Consider the following 21,440-nt stretch of genomic DNA (forward strand, 5'->3'; position numbering starts at 1 on the left):
CCTATGCGGTATCTCAAAGTTCTGGGCTTGGTGCTTCTCTTTTTTCTCTCCATGCTCTTTGTAGTCCAAAACCATGACGCATTGATGCAGGAGCTCTCCTTGAGTTTGTCCGCATTTGGCGTGCATATTCAGATGCCTGCGACACCGTATTATATCACTATCCTCAGCTCCTTTCTTGTGGGCGCGGTGCTGTGCACGCTTTATTTCTTCCTGGAGCGGATGCGCCTGTCTGCACAAGTGCGCACTCTGAAAAAGCAGGTGGCCGAGCTGGAAGCCCAAGTGACCGCCAACCGCCCGCTGTCCACTCCTGCCGAAGAATCGCCCATTGCCCCGGATGCCGACTCCGCAGCGTAACCAGCAGACGTCGGATGCGTGGAGGGCCCGCGGTGTCCGGCGTTGTGTTGTCCATCTATGACGCCACCAAAAATCACGCCCATGATGGAGCAGTACCTCGGGGTCAAGGCGCAGTACCCCGAGGCACTGCTCTTTTTTCGCATGGGAGACTTTTTCGAGCTCTTCTTCGAAGACGCTGAAATTGCAGCGAAAGAACTCCAAATTGCACTCACCAGCCGCAATCCCAATGCGGAAAACCCTGTGCCCATGTGCGGCATCCCCCATCATGCCTTGGATGAGTATTCCCGAATCCTCCTGGAACGCGGCTACAGCATTGCCGTGTGCGACCAGGTAGAGGATCCACGCCAGGCCAAAGGCTTGGTGCGGCGGGAAGTCACCCGGGTGCTGACTCCGGGCACTGTGGTGGAAGACGCCAGCTTGGAGGCGGACAGCGCCAATTTTCTCGCCGCGGTACTCGTCGAGGACGACGGCGCGGCCGTGGCCTGGGCCGATGTTTCCACCGGCCAATGGAGCGGGGTTGCGGCCAAAGACGCTGGCACCGTGCTGGCCTGGCTGAGCAAGATCGAGCCCCGGGAGATCCTGGTGCCGGATCGTCAGCAGACGCCGCTTCCCCCAAGCATTGCCGCCCGTCGGATCACCCGGTGGCCGCTGGCGCATTTCGACCTGACATCCGCCGCAGAACGGGTGAAGACCGCGCAGCAAGTGGCCTCGCTCAGCGCCTTGGATTTAGAGGATATGCCGCAGCTGACACGCTGCTGTGGGGCGCTTTTGAGCTATCTGGAGATGACCCACCGCTGCCCTGCGACCCATCTGCAGCCGTTTTCTCCTGTGGACATCCGGGCAGGTCTCCTCATCGACGACCTCACCACCCGCAACCTGGAAATCTTTCGCACCCTTGACGGTCGCAAAGGCAAGGGCACCCTGTGGCACCTCTTGGACGCCACCTGCACCCCCATGGGAGCGCGGCTTCTGGCGGCGCGTCTGCGCCAGCCCTGGCGCGACAAAAACTCCATCGAACGCATGCTTGATGCCGTTGCCTTTCTCTATGAGCACGACCGGGAGCGCCAAACCTTGGTGCGGCTTTTGGGCGATGTCTACGATCTCGAGCGATTGGCCACCCGCATCCATATGAATCGCACGAGTCCTCGGGATCTGGCTGCCCTGCGGCACACGCTGGCCGCCATGCCCCGCCTGCGCAAGTGGCTTGCCCACCTCGATCCCTTGCCTGCAGAGCTTGCCGCCATTCAAGAGAACTGGGACGATCTGGCCGAGGCCGCAGACCTGCTCGCGCGCGCCCTTGCCGACAATCCACCGGCGCTCATCACCGAAGGGGGCATCTTTCGCGCCGGATTCGACCCCCGCCTCGACGAACTTTTGGAACTCTCGGAGCACGGAGAAGAGGCCTTAGCTCGACTCCTGCAAGAAGAACAGGAGCGCAGCGCTTTACCCAAGTTGAAGCTCGGATACAATCGAGTATTCGGTTACTACTTCGAACTTTCCCGTACCCAAGCGGACAGCGCCCCTCCCCATTTCATCCGCCGCCAAACTCTGGCCACCGCAGAGCGCTATATCACTGAAGAGCTCAAAAAGTTGGAAGAACGCATCCTTGGGGCCTCCGAAGCGCGCAAGGCCCGGGAGTACGAGCTCTTTACCGAACTTCGCGCCACCTTGGCCACATGGCATCCGCGTCTCGCCGCCCAGGCGGCCCGCTTGGCCCGTCTGGACGTGACTCAAGCCCTCGCCGAGGCGGCCCTGCGCCACGGCTGGTGTCGTCCGGAAATCCACGACGGCATGGACATCGTCCTCAAGGAGAGCCGCCACCCAGTGGTAGAGGCCGCCGTGGGACGGGGGAACTACATCCCCAGCGACATCCGTCTGGAAGACCCGATCCGGATGCTCCTCATCACCGGCCCCAACATGGCGGGGAAATCCACCATCCTGCGACAAACGGCCATCGCCTGCATCCTTGCCCAAATCGGCAGTTTCGTCCCTGCATCCTCTGCCCGCATCGGCCTATGCGACCGCATCTTTTCCCGGGTCGGCGCCTCGGACAATCTCGCCCAGGGGTATTCCACCTTCATGGTGGAGATGATCGAAACCGCCCGCATCCTGCGGCAGGCAACCCGTCGATCATTGGTCATCCTGGACGAAATCGGCCGGGGCACGAGCACCTTTGACGGCATGTCCCTTGCCTGGGCCGTGGCGGAAGAGCTCGTGCGACGCCACGGCGGTGTCCGGACCCTGTTTGCGACCCATTACCACGAGCTCACCGCCCTCGAAGCCAGCTTGCCCGGGGTACAGAACTGCACTATGGCCATCAAAGAATGGAGGGGAGAGATCATCTTTCTGCGCCGCCTCGTCCCCGGACCCTCGGATCGCAGCTACGGCATCGAGGTGGCGCGACTCGCTGGGGTGCCTGCACCGGTCATCCAGCGGGCCAAAGAAATCCTGCAGCATTTGGAAGGCCGGGGGAAAAAGACCGCAAGTTGTACCCCGCTACGTTTCACCGGCGCGGCGTCCACGCCCTCCTCTCCCCACCCTGTGCTCCGTGAGCTCCAAACCCTTTGCCTTGCGTCCATCACTCCGCAAAAGGCCCTGGAGCTTCTCAACCGTTGGAAAAACCTTGTGGAGTCAAGCTCGTGACCACGAATCGTAAAGTGGCGCTTTGGTTTTTGCTTCTGACAACCTTTGTGTGGGGGTGTGGGAAAAAAGAATGGCCCAAGCCCCAAGCCCAGGACGAGCAGGTGTTCGTGGACACCATTGAAGCCCGTCGGGATGGCCCTTGTCTGTGGATCGCCGTCAAGGTTGGCGGCAACCTGGCCAATGTGGAGTTCTTCCGCCTGGAAGTGGAAACGGGCGGCTGCCCCACATGCCCCTTTGCGCCCTCCATGGTGCGCCAAATTTCCCCGTACGAACCGGGAGTGCGGCGGCAGGAGAACAGCTACGTGCTGCGCGTATGCGGCCTCGACCTCCCCGAGACTTTTCGGCTGCGCGTAGGAGTGGACAACACCTTTGCCACACTCCCCCCAGCCCTCTCCCCGGTCATCACTGTCGAACCGTAAAGCGAGGAATCTCCCATGCACCATTTTCATTTCCATCATGGCGTTCTTCATGCCGAAGACATCCCCGTGCCAGAACTCGCGGCGGAGTACGGCACTCCGCTCTACATCTACTCCGCATCCACCTGGCTTCGCCACTACCAGGCCATGGACAGCGCCTTTGCCGGCGTGCCGCACCTCACCTGCTACTCCGTGAAGGCCAATTCCAACCTGGCGATCCTTCGGCTTTTGGCCCAAGCCGGAGCAGGGGTGGACATCGTCTCCGGCGGAGAGCTCTTTCGAGCTTTGCGCGCTGGGGTGCCTGCGGAGCGCATCGTGTACTCCGGAGTCGGTAAAAAACGCCACGAGATCCATGAGGCGTTGTTAGCAGGGATTTTGCTTTTCAACGTGGAGTCCGTACAGGAGCTTGAGCGCATCAGCGAGATCGCTTCCAGCCTTGGGAAAACCGCCCGCGTCAGTCTGCGCATCAATCCGGATGTGGATCCCAAGACCCACCCCTACATTTCCACGGGTCTTCGGGAAAACAAGTTCGGCCTGCCCATGGATGAAGCCCTCGCCGCCTACACGCTTGCGCAAAAGCTCCCCGGCGTGGAGCCTGTGGGGTTGGACTGCCACCTCGGCTCCCAACTCACCCAGCTTTCTCCCTTCATCGAAGCCCTCTCCCGGCTCATGGACTTTTACCGTCAACTTGTCGCCCGAGGGATTTCCCTGCGTTACCTCGATTTGGGCGGCGGCCTCGGCATCACCTACAACGCCGAAGAGCCCCCGCATCCCACAGAACTCGGCGCAGCTGTGGCCCAAGCTGTCCAGGGAACCGATCTCACCATCATTCTCGAACCCGGCCGCGTCATCGCCGGCAACACGGGCATCCTTGTCACCGAGGTGCAATACCTCAAACAAAACGGGGAAAAGCACTTCGTCATCGTGGATGCAGGCATGAACGATCTGGTGCGGCCGTCCCTGTACGGCTCCTACCACCGCATCGCTCCGGTCACCGAGCGGCCGGACGCGCCGCCCTTGGTGGCGGATATCGTGGGTCCCATTTGCGAGTCCGGCGATTTTCTTGCCAAAAATCGGGAGATCCCGATGGTCGTCCAAGGAGACCTCCTGGCGGTGTTCTCTGCCGGGGCGTATGGCTTTGTCATGTCCTCCCAGTACAATTCCCGCCCCCGGGTGGCGGAGGTGCTGGTGCATGGAGACAAGCACCTGCTCATCCGCCGCCGGGAGACCTACCAGGACTTGGTGGGGCCGGAAGAAGACGGCCTCGCCCGACTGGAGGAATTGGGAATCCCCTCCTCCTCAACCCAAGGATAAGGAACAAGGTGATGCGCTTCACGACTGTGGTCTTTGCCCTGCTCCTTGTGGCCCTTGGTGCGTGTGCCACCACCAAGGGGCCCTCGGACTCGTCCCCCCAATGGCTTGCCCTCAACACCCGCACCCTCGAGCTCTACAACCAGGCCGCCTATGACGCGGCCCTGGCCTCCGCCCAGGAGGCACTCGCCGTGGCCCGCACCATGACCCCGCCGGAAAACGCCGACCTGGCCACGAGCCTGCATAACCTGGGCATCGTCCAGGTGGCCCTCGGGCAGTACGACGCCGCGGAAAAGAACCTGCGCGAGGCGCTGCGTTTGCGCGAGCAAATTTTGGGGCCGAGCCATCCAGAGACGGCCACGACCCTTTCGGCCCTGGGCACCCTCTTTGCCGCCCGCGGCAATGACGCTGCTGCCGAGGATTTCTACCTCAAGGCCGTGGAAATCCGGGAACGCACTGCTGGAGGAACTCCAGCGGATATTGCGGAGACCTTGGGAAACCTTGGGGATCTCTACCGCCGCAAAGGGCTGCGTGCCGAGGCGGTTTCCATGCTTTCCCGGGCGGTGGAGGTCCGGGAGCGGGCCTTGGGTGCTCAGGATCGCACCCTTGCCCGGCTGCTCATTCGCCTCAGCCGCGCCGAGTTGGAGGCGGGGAAGACCGAAGATGCCTTGGTGGCCGCCCGCCGCGCCCAGGACATGACCCGGAATCTGGACCAAGTACTCTACGCCCAAGCCCTGGGCGCCTTGGGTGAGGTGCAGCTCGCCCAAGGCAAGAATGCCGACGCTGAAGCAGCGCTGCAGCAAAGTGTGGCGATCTTGCAGGGGCTTGGCCCATCGGTGGCAGTGCCCTTTGCCGATACACTCGTGAGTTTGGGCAAGGTGCAGTTGGCGAACAAACGCCCGGCGCAGGCAGAAGCCTCGTTCAAGCGAGCCTTGGAGCTGCGGGAATACGCCTTGCCCGCCGGGCATCCGGATATCGCCGTGGCAGCGGGATATGCGGCCCAAGCCGCCTACGCCCAGGAAAAGTATCCGGAGGCCATGCAGCTTTTCACCGAAGCCCTGAACATCTCCCAGGCCACCTTGGGGCCGGACCATCTGGACACCGCCCAGGTGCTCTTCAACCTCGGACTGGTCCACCGCCGCCTGGGCAACATGGAACGGGCAGAGACCATGCTGCGCCAATGTTTGGAAATCCGCCAACGCCGCCTCGGCGAGCGCCACCCATTGACTTTGCAGGCCATGGAATCTCTTGCCCGTACCTTGGAAGATCGCGGCGACATGGCCGGCGCCACCTACCTTCATGAACAGGTCGAGTTGCTGCGCAGCCGCAAATAGCGGCTCTTGAGGGACCCCCCCCGCGAAACAACATGCCCAGAGGCCTTGGGGCTTCTGGGCATGACGTTTTGGGGCAGTGGGCAGGGCAAGCGCCCACCCATATCAATGGGGCTCTTTGCGGTACACTCGAGCGCCGGGCGGTACGTCTTCCACCACCCACATATTGCCGCCAATGACCGCTCCGCGGCCAATGGTAATGCGTCCCAACACAGTGGCGCCGGAGTAGATGATCACATCGTCTTCCACGATGGGATGCCGGGGGATACCTTTGACCAAGTGCCCTTGCTCATCTTTGGGAAAGCTCTTCGCGCCCAAGGTCACGCCTTGATACAGGCGGACATTGGTGCCGATGATACAGGTCTCGCCAATGACTACTCCGGTGCCGTGATCGATGAAGAATCCTTCGCCGATCTGCGCGCCAGGGTGGATGTCGATGCCGGTCTCCGAATGGGCCATCTCGGTGATGATGCGCGGGATGAGCGGCACGCCCAACCCATAGAGCTCATGGGCGAGGCGCTGGTTGGTGACGGCCCGAATGGATGGGTAGCAAAATATGGTTTCGCCTGGACTTTTGGCTGCCGGGTCCCCCACGTAGGCGGCCTGTACGTCGGTGGCGAGCAGATGGCGCACTTTGGGAAGGGTGAGCAAGAAGGCATCCGCCAGAGCATCGGCCCGGTCCTCACACTCGCTGGTGCACGTGCCCTCCGCGCACGAAAAACAAAACCCCCGGGCAATCTGCCGGGAGAGTTCTCGCCGCACCTTCTCCAGCTTGGAGCCGACGAAATAGGCCATGTTGCGCGGAGTGATGAAGGGTTCTTTAAAATAGCCGGGGTACAGCACCGAGCGCAAACGCTCCACCACTTCGGCCAGAGCTTCTACCGAGGGCATGGGAGAGCCAAAAGAAGGCTCGTGGTACACCCCCTGGTAGGACTGCGGGGCACACAAGGCATCCACTACTTGGCTCAGGACCGAATTACCATTGATCTTTGATTTCATTTATTGTTTTCCTTGGAAACAAAAAGCGGGGTACTCAAATAGCGCTCACCGGTGTCGCAGATCACCGTCACCACCAATTTGCCCGCAAAGCGAGGCTGGGCAGCCAGGCGCAAGGCCGCGGCCACATTGGCTCCCGCCGAGATGCCGCACATAATCCCCTCTTCCCGGGCAAGGCGCCGCGCGGTCTCCATGGCTTCTTCCCCAGAGACGGTGAGGACCTCGTCAATCAGCGACCGGTCAAGTATCGTGGGCACAAAATTGGCCCCAATGCCTTGAATGGGATGCGGGCCGGCAATGCCTTGGGAAAGGAGGGGCGACGCTTCAGGCTCCACGGCCACGGCCACGAGCCCAGGACGCCGGGGCTTCAAGGCCCGGGCGACGCCCGTGAGGGTACCGCCGGTACCCACTCCAGCGACAAAGACGTCGATGGCGCCATGGGTATCGGCCCAGATTTCTTCCGCCGTGGTGCGGCTGTGGGCTTCGGGATTGGCAGGATTGTCGAATTGCCGGGGCATGAAGGCCTGCCGCTCTCGGGCAATTGCTTCGGCACGGCGCACCGCCCCGGCCATACCTTCTGCCCGGGGGGTGAGCTCGATCTCCGCCCCCATATGGGCCAGGAGCATGCGGCGCTCCAGACTCATGGATTCGGGCATGGTCAAGATCAGATGGTAGCCGCGCACGGCACATACCAAGGCAAGGCCAATGCCCGTATTGCCGCTGGTGGGCTCCACGATGACCGCTCCTGGAGCAAGCTCCCCGGAAGCCTCGGCAGCCTCGATCATGGCCAGGGCGATGCGGTCTTTCACCGAAGCCATGGGGTTGAAGTATTCGAGCTTCACCGCAACTTGGGCCGACATCCCCTGAGTCAGGCGTGCCAGCATGACCATGGGGGTGCGGCCGATGAGTTCGAGGACGTTTCGGGCAATGGGCATGAGGATTCTCCTGGTGGCCACAAGGGTTCCGCAACAACGGCGTACTGCCGGGGTCTGGCGCGAATCGCCCGAAGCGTCAAGGGTGTGCCCGGCCACAGGGATTCGTGGTCTTGAGGACGACGCCATTCACCACAAGATTGGCATCTCTATGAAAAAAGGGAGTGCCGGGGGGCACTCCCTTGCGTTTCGGGCATCAGATCGCTTTATTTGACCCGACCAGCTTTCCAGGCTTCCAGGAGCTTGTCGTAATCCACGGTTTCGCCCTTGGGTTTTTCATTGGCCAGTTTGGGCTTGGGGGCACCGGGCTGATCCAACCAGTACTTTTCGTCGCGAGGTTCGTTCAGCTTGGGCCCGCATTCGCCCTGTACACCGGAGCGCTCCAGACGCTCCAGGACCTTGTCCTGCTCGGCAGCCAGGTTGTCCATGGCGGTTTCCGGAGTGACTTCGCCGGATACGGCCTCACCGATGTTCTGCCACCACAACTGGGCCAGCTTCGGGTAGTCCGGGACATTGGTGCCTGTGGGCGTCCAGGCCACGCGAGCGGGGCTGCGGTAGAACTCCACCAGGCCGCCGAGCATGGGCGCGCGCTCGGTGAAAGACTCATGCCGGATATCCGAGTCGCGGATGGGGGTCAGACCCACGTGGGTCTTCTTCAATGACGTGGTTTTGGCCACGCAGAACTGGGCGTAGAGCCACGCAGCCTTGCGGCGATCCACCGGGGTGGACTTCAGCAGGGTCCACGAGCCGCAGTCCTGATACCCGAGTTTCTGGCCTTCTTCCCAGTACGGACCGTGCGGAGACGGAGCCATACGCCATTTGGGCGTACCGTCTTCGTTGACCACCGGAGTCCCCGGTTCGATCATCGAAGCGGTGAAGGCCGTGTACCAGAAGATCTGCTGCGCGACGTTGCCTTTGGCCAGGCTCGGCAAGGACTGATAGAAGTCCATGCCCAGGGCTCCTGGAGGCGCGTACTTACGCAGCCATTCCATGTATTTCCGCAGAGCGTACTTGGCCGCGGGGCCATTGGTGGCGCCGCCGCGGGCTACGCTGGACCCCACCGGACGGCAACCTTCCACCCGAATGCCCCACTCATCCACGGGCACACCATTGGGCAAACCCTTGTCGCCCGTACCGGCCATGGACAACCAAGCATCGGTGAAACGCCAACCCAAGTCCGGCGCCTTTTTCCCATAATCCATATGGCCGTACACTGCCTTGCCGTCGATTTCCTTCACGTCGTTGGTGAAAAACTCCGCGATGTCCTCGTAGGCAGACCAGTTGACGGGCACGCCCAGCTCATAGCCGTATTTTTCTTTAAACTTTTTCTTGAGATCCGGACGCTGGAACCAGTCATACCGGAACCAGTACAGATTGGCGAACTGCTGATCCGGTAGTTGGTAGAGCTTGCCATCGGGGCCCGTGGTAAAGGATTTCCCCATAAAGTCATCGATGTCCAAGGTGGGGAGAGTGACGTCCTTGCCCTCACCCGCCATCCAGTCGGTCAAGTTGACCACGTGGCCGTACCGGAAGTGTGTGCCGATAAGGTCCGAGTCATTGACGTAGGCGTCATACACGTTTTCGCCGGACTGCATCTGCACCTGCAATTTTTCGATAACGTCGCCTTCCTGAATCAGATCATGAGTCACCTTGATCCCAGTGATCTCATAGAAGGCCTTGGCCAGGACCTTGGACTCGTACTCATGGGTGGGAATGGTCTCGGAGACCACCCGAATTTCCATGCCCTTGAAGGGAGCCGCCGCTTTGATGAACCATTCCATTTCCTTCATCTGCTCTTCTTTACTGAGCGTCGAAGGCTGGAATTCTTCATCAATCCACTTTTTTGCTGCAGCTTTCTGGGCTGCAACATCGGCAAATCCTGGACTTGTAACGCCCAGAAGCGCCGCCGCGAGCACACCGCTCACCAGAAGTCGTCGAACGTGCATACGGACCTCCATTTACAGTTGCTTCAACAAAGCCCCGAACACTTCTGCTGTTATCCTTTCTGCTGGCATGCGCCACGAAAGCCCTGGCCTAGCCCCAGCGCATGACTGCGAAAAGAAAACACGCAGATATTACCGTAGCGATCCAGACGGCGAGATCCGTCAGCCCCAGCCAGGCCAAATGGATATACGCGCTGCCCAGAAGGCCGATAAACAGACGATCTCCTCGTGTAGTGACAATGGGCAAGAAGCCGCGGCGTGCGACGGTGGGCGAGACGATCTCCCAGATGGTCATGCCCACGAGCATGAGTGCAATACATGTAAAAAATACTGCAGTGAGTGGAGTCCAAGCCATCCAACTGATATCCATGGCGCCCCCCTAGACCCGGCCCAAGGCGAAGCCCTTGGCCAGATGATTGCGAACAAACCAGATGACCAATGCGCCGGGCACGATAGTCAAGATGCCTGCAGCCGCGAGCAGTCCCCAGTCCAGCCCCGAGGCGCTGACCGTGCGGGTCATGATCGCGGCAATGGGCTTGGCCTCCGTCGTCGTCAGGGTGCGGGCCAAAAGCAGTTCCACCCAACTGAACATGAAGCAGAAAAACGCGGTGACGCCGATTCCGGCGCGGATGAGCGGGATGAACACCGCAATGAAGAAACGCGGGAAAGAATAGCCATCAATGAAGGCCGTTTCGTCGATCTCACGCGGCACCCCAGACATGAACCCTTCCAAAATCCATACAGCCAAAGGCACGTTGAAGAGACAATGGGCCAAGGCCACGGCAATGTGTGTATCAATCAGCCCCACAGTCGAATACAACTGAAAAAACGGCAGCAAGAAGACTGCTGGTGGCGCCATGCGGTTGGTGAGCAACCAGAAGAACACGTGCTTGTCACCAATGAAGCGAAATCGGGAAAAGGCGTAGGCTGCGGGGAGCGCCGTCACCAGGGAGATGACCGTATTGATGGAAACATAGATCATCGAGTTGATGTATCCCGAGTACCACGTCGGATCAGAGAAAATCTTGCCATAATTCTCCAACGTCATGGAGCTGGGAAACAGCTTGAATGATGCCATGATATCCGCGTTCGTGCGCAGACTCATGTTGAGCATCCAATAGATGGGTAAAAGCAAAATCAACAGATAAAAAAAGAGAATACAATAGCGTGCTCTCATGACTTCTCCCCCGTACCCACGGCCTGCAGTGCTTGATAGAACAGCCAGCAGAACAACAGGACGATGAGAAAATAGATGATGGAAAAGGCCGCGGCCGGTCCCAAGTCCATGGCCGTCGCCAGCTTGACCAAATAGATGGACAAAAACGTCGTGGCATTTCCTGGGCCACCGCCTGTGAGTACAAAAGGCTCCGCATAGATGAGAAAACTATCCATAAAGCGGAGCAACACGGCGATGGTCATGACGCCGCGCAGTTTGGGCAACTGGATGTACCGAAACACGGCCCAGCGGCTGGCGCCGTCGATCTTGGCAGCCTGATAGTAGGCATCCGGAATGGCCCGCAACCCTGCGTAGGCAAGCAGCACCACCAAGGGTGTCCAATGCCACACCTCCATGAGCATGACCGTGATCCAGGCGTCGAGCGGATGGGCCGTGTGATCGAAGGCGATGCCCAGGTTGTTGATGGTTGCGCCCAGCAGACCAATGTCCGGTCGGGTGAAAATGATCCAAATGGTGCCGATGACGTTCCAGGGGATGAGCAGCGGCAGGGCGAGCAGCACCAAGCAGGCTGAGGCGGCCCACCCCTTGGTGGGCATGGTGAGGGCGATGCCGATACCCAGAGGGATCTCGATGAGGAGCACCAAGCCGGAAAAAATGAGCTGTTTGAGCAGGGCGTCATGGAGTCTCGGGTTGGCGAGCATTTCCCGGAACCATTCGGCGCCGACGAAAAAGCGCTGCCCCGGCCCCATGATGTCCTGCACAGAATAGTTGACCACCGTCATCAGCGGCACCACGGCGCTAAAGGCCACGATGACAAAGACGGGCAGAATCAAAAACCACGCTTTGTTATTTTCCCACTTCTGCACGCCTGCCTCCTACTTGACCAAGTGTTGGTCCCGAAAAAGCTTCGTCCGCTCGGGGGGGAAAACTACCCAACAGCTATCGGCGGGGATGGGACGGCCTTCGGAAACGCGGGCCTTGAGCCGGCAACTGCCGCAAACCACGCTGACGATACGACTGCTGCCTTCATAGAGCACGGATTCCACGCGTCCAGGAAGCGCCCCAGGTGTCTCGTGCGGCATGAGCTCCAGATACATGGGGCGGATACCAATCTGAAACTCCCCGTGCCCGGCCTTGGCCGCCACCTCGGGAGCCAAGCGAATGCGCCCGCAATCCAACACCGCATCTCCCCCTTCCACCGTGCAGGGCAGGAGATTCATGCCCGGGCTGCCGATGAAATAGCCCACGAAGGTATGGGCGGGATTCTCGAAGAGTTCGTCCGGCGCGCCAATCTGCAAAAGCGCCCCGTCGTACATGATGACGATCTGGTCGGCAAAGGTCATGGCCTCGGTTTGATCGTGAGTGACGTAGATGAGTGTCAGACCAAATTGCTTATGAATTTCTTTGAGCTTTCGGCGCAGAAGCCACTTGAGGTGGGGGTCGATGACCGTGAGGGGCTCATCGAAAAGAATAGCGGCCACATCTTTGCGCACCAGCCCGCGGCCCAAGGAAATCTTTTGTTTGGCGTCTGCGGCCAGACCGCTGGCGCGCTTATGCAGAAACGGGGTCAATTCCAGGATTTCGGCGATTTCCTGGACCCTGGCGCGGACCTCCGGCTCTGCGATTTTGCGGTTCCGCAAAGGAAACGCTAGGTTATCGAAAACAGTCATGGTGTCGTAGAGCACCGGGAACTGAAACACCTGGGCGATGTTGCGCTGCTCGGGCGGGAGTTTCGTCACATCGCGGCCATCGAAGAGTACTCGGCCCTGGCTTGGGGTGAGCAGTCCAGAGATGATATTGAGCATCGTCGTCTTGCCGCAGCCGCTGGATCCCAAAAGGGCGTACGCCCCACCGTCTTCCCACACCGTATCCACCCTCTTGAGGGCGAAATCCGCTTCGCTTTTGGGGTGAGCCCGGTAACTATGGGCGATGTTTTCCAGAGTAATCTGAGCCATGCATACCTCGATCAGGCGCTTGCACAATCAATGGCGGACAGGGAAGGGGCGCGAACCAGGCGGTCGTCCGCCCCGAACACGTAGACGTCACAAGGACGCACAAAGACAGACACCTCTTGCCCGACCTTGAAGGACCGCACCCCCTGTTCCTGGAGAACCAAAGAACGGTTGCGGTAATGGAAGTGGACAAAGGTTTCCGAACCGTTGATCTCGACCAGCTCCACCGTGGTCCTGATTTCCACGTCGCCATCGGTTTTGCGCTGCAGATTGAAATGGTGGGGACGGATGCCGAATTTATAGCTTCCAGGAGGAAGCCCTGCCAAATGTCCGGTCAGCGGAAAGTCCACGCCGATGCGCAAGTGCGCCATTGCAGCATCCACTTCGGCGGTGATGAAATTGATAGGCGGATCACTGAAGACCTCCGCCACCTTTGTTGTGGCGGGATGGTGGAAAACCTCGTCCGTCGGTCCGGTCTGCAGCACGCGACCTTCGTGCATAACGATGATATAGCCCCCGAGCATGAGGGCCTCAGAAGGTTCTGTGGTCGTATACACCACCACAGATTCGCGCTGGCTGAAGATCTGCTGCAGCTCGTCGCGAAGCTCCTCGCGAAGCTTGTAGTCGAGGTTCACCAGCGGCTCATCCAGAAGCAAAAGATCCGCCTCCTTGACCAAGGCGCGGGCAATGGCGGTGCGCTGCTGCTGGCCGCCGGAAAGCTCTGCAGGCAGACGCGAGAGCAACGGCTCCAAATGGAGCATCTTGGCCGCCTCCAAAACCCGTTTTTCGATCTCCGCCTTGGGCACCCCCGCGATGCGCAAGGGCGAGGCAATGTTGTCGAAAACCGTCTGGGACGGATAGTTGATGAATTGCTGATAGACCATGGCCACGCTGCGCCTCCGCACCGACACTCCGGTCACGTCGTTACCGTCCACCAGGACTCTCCCTTTGGATGGACGATCGAGACCCGCCATGATGCGCAAAAGCGAGGTCTTCCCGGCCTGGGTTCTGCCCAGAAGCACATAGCGCTGGCCGGATTCAAACTGGAGCGAAATGTCCTTGAGGTGCATTTCGCCGTCCACAAATCGATCAATGGCATCGAGCTGAAGCCCCATTCGGCTCCTCCCTTGGCGAGATACAGCGTAGGCAACCGAGTTGGTGCACCACGCGTGCGTTCGGCGTTTTGGCTATCAAGCAGGAATTTTTTTTTCAAGCAAAATGACGATAATTGTTCACATAACCTAGGATCGTTCGCGCCGAGAGCAGCAAATGCCACCTGTGTCATGAAGCCTTGGGGTGCCAAGACTCCTTGCGTTCCGCACTGCCCGGGCCACCGGGGCCCAAGCCGCGAAGGACAACAAAGGCGGCCCCGTAAGGCTATGGAGAAAAAAATCTGGCAGAAATGCCGCAGTTGCGTTAGCGGGAGCCTCGGAAAGGTCTTGGAAGGGAGGGCCACGCCATCGTCCACGGCATGGTTTCTTGATTTTTTGTGCCATCCCCCCTTGCCCCAGGAGACACTATGGAAACCATCCAGACCCGCGTTCTCGTCATCGGCGGCGGCGTCACGGGGGCTGGCGTGCTGCGCGATCTCGCCCTGCGCGGCATCCCCGCCCTGCTCATCGAGCGGCGCGACATCAACGCCGGCGCCTCGGGAGGAAACCACGGGCTGCTCCACAGCGGAGCGCGGTACGTGGCCTCGGACCGGGAAGCCGCAATGGAGTGCCAGGAAGAAGGCGCTATTTTGCGCCGCATCGCCCCGCACTGCATCGACGATTGCGGCGGACTGTTCGTGGCGGTCCGCGGGGACGACGAACGCTACATCGCCGATTTCCCGCACATGTGTGCGGCAAGCGGTATCGCCTGCCACGAAATCGACATCCCCACCGCCCGGGCCATGGAGCCCGCGCTCTCCCCGGACACCATAGCGGCCTTTGCCGTGCACGACGGCGCGGTGGATCCCTTCATGCTCTCCCTGGACAATATCGCCCAGGCCCTGTCCTTGGGATGTTCGGTGCGCCGCAATGTAGCGGCCCGGTCCATGGAGGTGAACGGCGGACGTGTGGTGCGGGTGCGGTGCCAGGACGTGACCAGCGGCGCCACCTTGAGCATCGAGGCCGAGGTGGTGATCAACGCCGCAGGCGCCTGGGCCGACCATGTGGCCCGCCTGGCAGGGGTGCACGTCAGCATGCTCTTTTCCATGGGGAGCCTGGTGATTACGCAAAACCGCCTCGCCACCCGCGTCATCAACCGCCTGCGTACGCCTTCGGATGCGGACATCCTCGTGCCGGGCGGTACGGTGTCCATCCTCGGCACCACGTCGGTCCGGGTGTCCTCACCCGACGAATGCCGCCCCACTGCAAACGAGGTGGACCGCATCATCGACGACGCCCGGGCCATGCTCCCCATCTTGGAGCACACCCGCTACATCCGCGCCTATGCCGGGGTCAGACCCTTGGTCGCCCAGAAAACTGCAGGAGATGACCGCGCTGTGAGCCGCGGCTTTGCGCTCATCGATCACGCCCACGATGGCGTGGACAACCTCATCACCATCACGGGCGGCAAGCTCACCACGTACCGGCTCATGGCGGAACGGGCCGCAGACTTGGCATGCGCCAAGCTGGGCGTCACCGCGCCGTGCCGCACCCGAACCACCCCCTTGCCCCCCTCTGCCCAGGGGCAATGGACCGAGCCCGGCAAGGCCCCCAAGGCCTGGGTGGAGCGCCGCAGCGCAGACGACCTGATTTTGTGCGAGTGCGAGATGGTCTCCCGCCAGGTCATCGATGCCATCATCGATGCCTCTTCCGGCATGCGCGGCCGCTCCCTGCTCAAGGCCATCGGCATGCGCAGCCGCGTGGGCAAAGGACCGTGTCAGGGGTGTTTCTGCAGCCAACGTATCACGGGACACCTCTACGACCGCGATCTGGTCTCGGGCACGCAGGGGCTCGCGGAGCTCAAAACCTTTATCGAACGCCGGTGGCGCGGACTCGCCCCCATCCTGTGGGGCCTTCCCCTCATGCAAGCAGATCTCCAGGAAGCCCTCTTGTGCGGAGGCATGGACCTGGAACTCGGACCGCCGCCATCCGCTCTCGACGATCCTGCATCCGCATCTCCTTGCGAGGAGGACGCATGACGCCCTATGATGTCATGGTCATTGGCTCCGGATTCGCCGGCATGGCCGCCAGCCTCTTTGCCGCGAACCGCGGGCTCTCCGTGGTCCAGGCCGGAGCCACGGGCGGCATTGATTTCAGCACCGGATTTCTCGATCTTCTGGCCGTGCATCCCGTCTGGGAAGGCCGCGTCTGGGAAGACCCCTTTGCCGCCCTGGCCGCCCTGCGCGCAGATCTCCCTGATCATCCCTACTGCCGGGTCACGGATGAAGAAATCACCACGGCCCTGGACGAATTCACCGCGTTTTTGGCCGCCCAGGGGCTCTGCTATACCGGCAGGCCACGCCGCAACACCGCCACCCTCACCGCAGCCGGGACCATCAAGTACACCTGGCGGCTGCCCTGCTCCGCCTGGAGTGGCGTAGAGGCCTTGGAGTCCCGAGCGCCGGCCCTGGTCGTGGATTTTCACGGGCTCAAGGGGTTTTCTGCCAAACAAATCGCCGAAGTACGCGCCGATTGGCCTCATCTCCGCACCGCCCGTATCCATTTTCCAGGCCTGCGCGGCGAGCTCTTTCCCGAACACATGGCTTGGAGCCTGACAGACCCCCAAGTGCGCATCGACCTGGCCGCGGCCGTATCCCCCCTTCTTGGCGACGCCCAATTCGTGGGCTTTCCCGCAGTCTTGGGCTTGACGGACACCATGGAGGTGGTGCGCCACCTGGAAAAACTTCTCGGCCGCCGCGTCTTCGAGATCCCCACTGTTCCTCCGTCCATCGCTGGTCCCAGACTGCGCGCCGCCTTCGACCGGGGGCTCGCACCGCTGGGCGTTCACACCTATACCCAAAAATTGATCACCGCGGTGCACATACATGCGGAGGGCTTCGTCTTGACCGCAGGATCGGGATTTACTGCAGTTGAGATCCCGACCCGCGCCGCCATCCTCGCCACCGGCCGGTTCTTTGGCAAAGGGCTCGTGGCGGACCGAACGTGTGTCCGCGAAGCCGTCTTCGGCATACCCGTGACCCAGCCCAACCAACGCAGCCTCTGGCACCAGGCGCAATTTTTCGCCCCTCGCGGCCACCCTATCAACCAGGCAGGCGTCGAGACCGACGCGGCTTTTCGCCCCCTCGGGGCAAACGGCACGGTCTTCCACCCCCGCCTGTACGCTGCAGGGGCCATTTTGGCCCACCAGGATTGGGCGCGTATGAAGTGCGGGGCAGGTCTTGCCATTGCCACGGCCTTCAAGGCGGTGGACGACCTGTGCACACGGCTGCATTAAGGTGGAGGTGGACATGGACTTTTTCTCCCTCGGTCTTTCCATCGCCAGCCTCTGCGCCCTCCTTGGCGCGGCACGGCGCGTGCGTGGTTGGCGGCGATGGCGGCTGTCTTCCGGCCGCCCGGCTGTTGCCTTTTCGCTTCAAGGGCTTGCCGCTGGTCTGGCCGACGTGCTCCTGTTGCGCCGCACTTTCCGCACGAGCCGCCTGCGCTGGGCCGGCCACATGCTCGTAGTGCTCGGGTTCGTGCCCCTGCTCGTTCTGCACGCCATGGACGGCGTCGTCACCGCATCGCTTTTTTCCGGCTACGAGCCAACCTTGGACCCCTGGCAAATGGGCCGCAATGTCTGTGGCCTCATCTGCCTGACAGGGCTCTTCGTGCTCGCCGGGCACCGCTGGCGCACGCTTTCGGCGGCCTCTGGACTTGAGGACTGGGCCCTTCTGGGGGGGATATTCGTGATCATCAGCTCGGGGTTTGTCCTCGAGGCGGCAAAGATCGCCGCACCTGGGGATTTCGAGCGCATGGCAGAAGAATACCTTTTTGCCCCGGAGCCGGAAGAATACGACGCCTTGCGGGCCTACTGGGCGTACGAGCACGGGGTGCGTTTTGAAGACCCGCTGCCCACCAGTGCAGAAGTCTTGGCCCAAGGACGCACGGTGCACGAAGACAGTTGCGCCGCCTGCCACGCCCCCACGGCCACGGCCTTCGTCTCCCGCGCCTTGGTGCGCGTGCTTCCCCGCGCAGTGGTCCCGGCGCGAAGCACCCCCAGGATGCTCTGGCTCGTCCACGTGGGCAGCGCCTTTCTCGCTTTGGCGCTCCTGGCGTGGGGCAAGTGGATGCACCCTCTTGCCACTACGGCCAATCTTGTGTTCCGCCGCGGCCGCACCCACAGCGACGGCACCGCTCCCCAGGGCCTGGCCCTGGATGCGTGCACGCGCTGCGGCCAGTGCAGCCTGCATTGCAGTGTCGCCCCCAGTTTCCGAGTGTTGGGAAACCGCGACATCCTGCCCATGGAGAAACTCGCGGACTTGCGTGCCTGGCTGGCCCAAACGGACCGTACGACGCCTCCGGCGCTTTTGGTGGAAGGCAGCCACATCTGCACCGAATGTCTGCGCTGCACGGAAATCTGCCCTGCGGGCATCGATCTCCAGGATTTGTGGATGCGCTCCAAAGGGGCCCTGGCCGATGCTGGTCGCGCCGGCGTGGACGGCGAGATACGCAAGCGCTCCGCCGCCCAATGGGCCCAAGAACTGGCCAGGCGCCACGTGGACGCGTTCGGCCCCAGCGGATCAGGCTTGGCGGACCGGGCGGAGTCCTTTTGGGGATGCGTGCAGTGCACCACCTGCACCAGCGTATGCCCCGTGGTGGCGGTGAGTCCGGACCCCGCCCGGGACCTCGACCTCACCCCACAGCAGATCATGAATTACCTGCGCATGGGGCTCAAGGCGCAGACCCTGGGAGCGCGCATGGTGTGGAGCTGCACCACCTGCTACAAATGCCAGGAATACTGCCCCCAAGGCGTGCCCGTGGCCGACATTCTCTACGAACTGCGCAACCTGGGCGCGGAAGTCCTTCGCCGCAAGGAGGATGGGGCATGAGACGCTACGCCTACTTTCCCGGCTGCAAGATCGCCCATCACCTGCCGGAGCACGGACACAGCGTCCGCGCCGTGTGCGCGGCCCTGGATATCGAGCTGGTGAGCACAGAATTTTCCTGCTGCGGCTATCCCGTGCGTCATGAAAGCCAGGACGCCGCGGTCTTCTCCGCCCTTTTCAGCCTCGCCAAGGCCCAGGCGTTGGGTCTGGACCTCATGACCCCGTGCAAGTGCTGCTTTGGCAATTTCCAGCATGCCCGGCATCAAGCGAGCATGGATGAAAACCTCAAGCATCGCATGAAGAAACTTCTGCGGGAAACCGGACTCGACTTTCCAGACCGGGTCCGGGTCTTCCATTTGCTGCAGATCCTTGACCAGAACCGCGACGCCCTTCTTCAAGCGGTGCGCACCCCCTGGCGCGGCCTCAAAGTCGCCTGCCATTACGGCTGCCACGCCCTACGACCGAGCCAAATCACCCATTTCGACGACCCATTGGCCCCCACCATCTTCGAGCGGCTCGTGACCGCCATCGGAGCGGAACCTGTCTTGTGGGACCTGCGGCTGGAGTGCTGCGGCCATCCCTTACGAGGACGCGACGATGCCATCGCCGGTCTTCTGAGGGAGAAAAAACTCCGTGGAGCTGCGGCCTCTGGCGCCGATGTCCTGGCCACGGCCTGCACCTACTGCCAAATGCAATTCGGACACCAGGCGTCTCGGTCTGATATCCCCGCCGTGCTCTACCCGCAGCTTTTAGGGGTCGCCCTGGGCATTTCGCCGGAACACTTGAGGCTTTCCGGAATTTTCTGGTCTGCGCAAGCAGGATACACGCGCTGACCACCCATCACGTATATCGCATTTGGAGGAAAACATGGCGCGCTACATTGGAGCAGTGGATCAAGGAACCACGAGCACCCGGTTCATCATCTTCGATACCCATGGCCGTATCGTGGCCATGGATCAAAAGGAGCATCGGCAAATCTATCCCCAACCGGGTTGGGTAGAGCATGATCCCATGGAAATCTGGCAAAACACTCAAGACGTCATCCGCGGGGCGCTCGCCAAATCCGGTATCAAAGGCGCCGAGCTCTCGGCCATCGGCATCACCAATCAGCGGGAAACCACCGTGGTCTGGGACCGATTCACCGGCAAACCTTACTACAACGCCATCGTATGGCAGTGCACGCGCACCCATGAAATCTGCAAACGGCTCATGGCCGACGGCGGACAAGACCGCTTTCGCGACGCCACCGGACTTCCCATCGCCACCTACTTTTCCGGTCCCAAGATCCGCTGGATCCTCGAAAACGTCCCCGAGGCCCGCGCTGCCGCCGACAAGGGAGACGCCCTGTTCGGCACCATCGAGAGCTGGATCATCTGGTGGCTCACCGGCGGCCCCAAAGGCGGCGCCCATGTAACCGACGTGACCAACGCCAGCCGTACCATGCTCATGAATCTCAAGACACTGGCTTGGGACGAAGAAATCTTGAAGATCATGGGGATACCTGCGCAGGGGCTCCCGCGCATCGTGCCCTCTTCGGACAGTGCCACTTGGGGGCCCACCAGCGAAGACGGGCCGTTGGGCGCACGTATTCCCGTATGCGGCGCCGTGGGTGACCAGCAAGCCGCCCTGGTGGGCCAGACCTGCTTCACTCCGGGCGAGGCCAAAAATACGTACGGCACCGGCTGTTTTCTCCTCATGCACACCGGCCACGAGCCCATCCCATCGCGCCACGGCCTCATCACCACCCTGGCCTATCAATTCAGCGGGCGCAAACCCTCGTATTGTCTGGAAGGGTCCATCGCCATCGCCGGAGCCTTGGTGCAGTGGTTACGGGACAACCTGCAGATGTTTTCTTCCGCCCCGGAAGTGGAGACCTTGGCCCGCCAGGTGGAAGACACCGGAGGCATGTACATCGTGCCGGCTTTTTCCGGACTGTACGCCCCATACTGGCGGCCTGATGCGCGCGGGGTTATGGTGGGATTGACCCGGTACATCAACCGCAACCATATCGCCCGTGCCGTGCTCGAGGCCACGGCCTACCAGACCAAAGACATCGTGGAGGCCATGAACAAGGACTCCGGCGTGGAGCTGCGCGTGCTCAAGGCTGACGGCGGCATGGTCGCCAATGAACTGCTCATGCAGTTCCAAGCGGACATTCTCGATGTGCCCGTCATCCGCCCCAAGGTGGCGGAGACCACGTGCCTGGGTGCGGCCTACGCGGCCGGCATTGCCACAGGCTTCTGGTCCGGCCGCGAAGAACTCGCCAACAACTGGGAAGAAGATAAACGCTGGAATCCCAACATGGCGGAAGAAAAGCGCCGCGCCCTGTACGCCGGATGGCAAAAGGCCGTGACGCGGACCTTCGACTGGGTGGAATAGGAGGCCCCCTGCCTGCGGCCCGGAAAAAG

The 21,440-nt window shown here is 61.5% G+C and carries 18 protein-coding genes; 10 read left to right on the forward strand and 8 right to left on the reverse strand.

The features are described 5' to 3' along the window. Positions 1-3 precede the first annotated feature (3 nt). Genes BR00_RS02300 through BR00_RS02320 form a run of 5 tightly spaced genes read left to right on the forward strand, consistent with a single transcriptional unit; the run spans position 4 to position 6,058 of the window. Complete coding sequence (locus BR00_RS02300) at positions 4-354, forward strand: lipopolysaccharide assembly protein LapA domain-containing protein (RefSeq protein WP_496476004.1); 351 nt, start codon at positions 4-6, stop codon at positions 352-354. Positions 355-411: 57 nt separating this feature from the next. Next, positions 412-2,997, forward strand: a complete 2,586-nt coding sequence (gene mutS / locus BR00_RS02305; RefSeq protein ID WP_496476005.1) for a DNA mismatch repair protein MutS — start codon at positions 412-414, stop codon at positions 2,995-2,997. After that, a complete protein-coding gene (locus tag BR00_RS02310; RefSeq protein WP_496476006.1) occupies positions 2,994-3,416 on the forward strand; it encodes a hypothetical protein in 423 nt (140 codons plus the stop codon). The genes mutS and BR00_RS02310 overlap by 4 nt, the downstream gene beginning before the upstream one ends. Positions 3,417-3,431: 15 nt before the next feature. Further along, a complete protein-coding gene (lysA, locus tag BR00_RS02315) occupies positions 3,432-4,727 on the forward strand; it encodes a diaminopimelate decarboxylase (RefSeq protein ID WP_496476007.1) in 1,296 nt (431 codons plus the stop codon). Positions 4,728-4,738: 11 nt separating this feature from the next. After that, positions 4,739-6,058, forward strand: coding sequence for a tetratricopeptide repeat protein (locus BR00_RS02320; protein ID WP_496476008.1), 1,320 nt, complete (start codon positions 4,739-4,741; stop codon positions 6,056-6,058). Between the two features lie 102 nt (positions 6,059-6,160). Here BR00_RS02320 and epsC read toward each other — a convergent pair whose 3' ends face one another. From epsC to BR00_RS02360, 8 genes are all read right to left on the reverse strand, one after another. Then, positions 6,161-7,054 (reverse strand): serine O-acetyltransferase EpsC, encoded by an 894-nt coding sequence (gene epsC, locus BR00_RS02325; RefSeq protein ID WP_496476009.1) that lies wholly within the window; start codon positions 7,052-7,054, stop codon positions 6,161-6,163. After that, on the reverse strand, positions 7,051-7,986 hold the full coding sequence (gene cysK, locus BR00_RS02330; protein ID WP_496476010.1) for a cysteine synthase A: 936 nt from the start codon (positions 7,984-7,986) through the stop codon (positions 7,051-7,053). The genes epsC and cysK overlap by 4 nt, the downstream gene beginning before the upstream one ends. A 203-nt stretch (positions 7,987-8,189) precedes the next feature. After that, complete coding sequence (locus BR00_RS02335) at positions 8,190-9,929, reverse strand: ABC transporter substrate-binding protein (protein WP_496476011.1); 1,740 nt, start codon at positions 9,927-9,929, stop codon at positions 8,190-8,192. An 88-nt stretch (positions 9,930-10,017) separates the two neighbouring features. Continuing rightward, complete coding sequence (locus BR00_RS02340) at positions 10,018-10,296, reverse strand: DUF2160 domain-containing protein (protein WP_496476012.1); 279 nt, start codon at positions 10,294-10,296, stop codon at positions 10,018-10,020. 9 nt (positions 10,297-10,305) lie between these two features. After that, positions 10,306-11,103 carry a carbohydrate ABC transporter permease gene (locus BR00_RS02345; protein ID WP_496476013.1) on the reverse strand — a complete coding sequence of 266 codons (798 nt, stop codon included), beginning with the start codon at positions 11,101-11,103 and terminating at the stop codon, positions 10,306-10,308. Next, the gene (locus BR00_RS02350) at positions 11,100-11,969 is read right to left on the reverse strand and encodes a carbohydrate ABC transporter permease (protein ID WP_496476014.1); all 870 of its coding nucleotides are present in this window, start codon (positions 11,967-11,969) and stop codon (positions 11,100-11,102) included. Before BR00_RS02350 ends, BR00_RS02345 begins: the two co-directional genes overlap by 4 nt. Positions 11,970-11,978: 9 nt before the next feature. After that, entirely contained in the window at positions 11,979-13,058 is a 1,080-nt protein-coding gene (locus tag BR00_RS02355) for an ABC transporter ATP-binding protein (RefSeq protein ID WP_496476015.1), read from the reverse strand. A gap of 11 nt (positions 13,059-13,069) precedes the next feature. Next, positions 13,070-14,170 carry an ABC transporter ATP-binding protein gene (locus BR00_RS02360; protein WP_496476016.1) on the reverse strand — a complete coding sequence of 367 codons (1,101 nt, stop codon included), beginning with the start codon at positions 14,168-14,170 and terminating at the stop codon, positions 13,070-13,072. 404 nt (positions 14,171-14,574) lie between these two features. Here BR00_RS02360 and glpA point away from each other — a divergent pair, with 404 nt between their 5' ends. Genes glpA through glpK form a run of 5 tightly spaced genes read left to right on the forward strand, consistent with a single transcriptional unit; the run spans position 14,575 to position 21,411 of the window. Next, positions 14,575-16,185 (forward strand): anaerobic glycerol-3-phosphate dehydrogenase subunit GlpA, encoded by a 1,611-nt coding sequence (gene glpA, locus BR00_RS02365; protein ID WP_496476017.1) that lies wholly within the window; start codon positions 14,575-14,577, stop codon positions 16,183-16,185. Continuing rightward, the gene (glpB, locus tag BR00_RS02370; protein WP_496476018.1) at positions 16,182-17,441 is read left to right on the forward strand and encodes a glycerol-3-phosphate dehydrogenase subunit GlpB; all 1,260 of its coding nucleotides are present in this window, start codon (positions 16,182-16,184) and stop codon (positions 17,439-17,441) included. Before glpA ends, glpB begins: the two co-directional genes overlap by 4 nt. Positions 17,442-17,454: 13 nt before the next feature. Next, the gene (locus BR00_RS02375) at positions 17,455-19,035 is read left to right on the forward strand and encodes a 4Fe-4S dicluster domain-containing protein (protein ID WP_496476019.1); all 1,581 of its coding nucleotides are present in this window, start codon (positions 17,455-17,457) and stop codon (positions 19,033-19,035) included. Continuing rightward, complete coding sequence (locus BR00_RS02380; RefSeq protein ID WP_496476020.1) at positions 19,032-19,865, forward strand: CoB--CoM heterodisulfide reductase iron-sulfur subunit B family protein; 834 nt, start codon at positions 19,032-19,034, stop codon at positions 19,863-19,865. The genes BR00_RS02375 and BR00_RS02380 overlap by 4 nt, the downstream gene beginning before the upstream one ends. Positions 19,866-19,899: 34 nt before the next feature. After that, positions 19,900-21,411, forward strand: coding sequence for a glycerol kinase GlpK (glpK, locus tag BR00_RS02385; protein WP_496476021.1), 1,512 nt, complete (start codon positions 19,900-19,902; stop codon positions 21,409-21,411). The last annotated feature ends 29 nt before the right edge of the window (positions 21,412-21,440 follow it).

The organism is Thermodesulfomicrobium thermophilum DSM 16697, assembly GCF_059568695.1.

Bases quoted from the DNA above. Each gene is read 5' to 3' on its own strand.
- BR00_RS02300 (WP_496476004.1), top strand. From the start codon at position 4: ATGCGGTATCTCAAAGTTCTGGGCTTGGTGCTTCTCTTTTTTCTCTCC.
- mutS (WP_496476005.1), top strand. From the start codon at position 412: ATGACGCCACCAAAAATCACGCCCATGATGGAGCAGTACCTCGGGGTC.
- lysA (WP_496476007.1), top strand. From the start codon at position 3,432: ATGCACCATTTTCATTTCCATCATGGCGTTCTTCATGCCGAAGACATC.
- BR00_RS02320 (WP_496476008.1), top strand. From the start codon at position 4,739: ATGCGCTTCACGACTGTGGTCTTTGCCCTGCTCCTTGTGGCCCTTGGT.
- epsC (WP_496476009.1), bottom strand. From the start codon at position 7,054: ATGAAATCAAAGATCAATGGTAATTCGGTCCTGAGCCAAGTAGTGGAT.
- cysK (WP_496476010.1), bottom strand. From the start codon at position 7,986: ATGCCCATTGCCCGAAACGTCCTCGAACTCATCGGCCGCACCCCCATG.
- BR00_RS02335 (WP_496476011.1), bottom strand. From the start codon at position 9,929: ATGCACGTTCGACGACTTCTGGTGAGCGGTGTGCTCGCGGCGGCGCTT.
- BR00_RS02340 (WP_496476012.1), bottom strand. From the start codon at position 10,296: ATGGATATCAGTTGGATGGCTTGGACTCCACTCACTGCAGTATTTTTT.
- BR00_RS02345 (WP_496476013.1), bottom strand. From the start codon at position 11,103: ATGAGAGCACGCTATTGTATTCTCTTTTTTTATCTGTTGATTTTGCTT.
- BR00_RS02355 (WP_496476015.1), bottom strand. From the start codon at position 13,058: ATGGCTCAGATTACTCTGGAAAACATCGCCCATAGTTACCGGGCTCAC.
- BR00_RS02360 (WP_496476016.1), bottom strand. From the start codon at position 14,170: ATGGGGCTTCAGCTCGATGCCATTGATCGATTTGTGGACGGCGAAATG.
- glpA (WP_496476017.1), top strand. From the start codon at position 14,575: ATGGAAACCATCCAGACCCGCGTTCTCGTCATCGGCGGCGGCGTCACG.
- glpB (WP_496476018.1), top strand. From the start codon at position 16,182: ATGACGCCCTATGATGTCATGGTCATTGGCTCCGGATTCGCCGGCATG.
- BR00_RS02375 (WP_496476019.1), top strand. From the start codon at position 17,455: ATGGACTTTTTCTCCCTCGGTCTTTCCATCGCCAGCCTCTGCGCCCTC.
- BR00_RS02380 (WP_496476020.1), top strand. From the start codon at position 19,032: ATGAGACGCTACGCCTACTTTCCCGGCTGCAAGATCGCCCATCACCTG.
- glpK (WP_496476021.1), top strand. From the start codon at position 19,900: ATGGCGCGCTACATTGGAGCAGTGGATCAAGGAACCACGAGCACCCGG.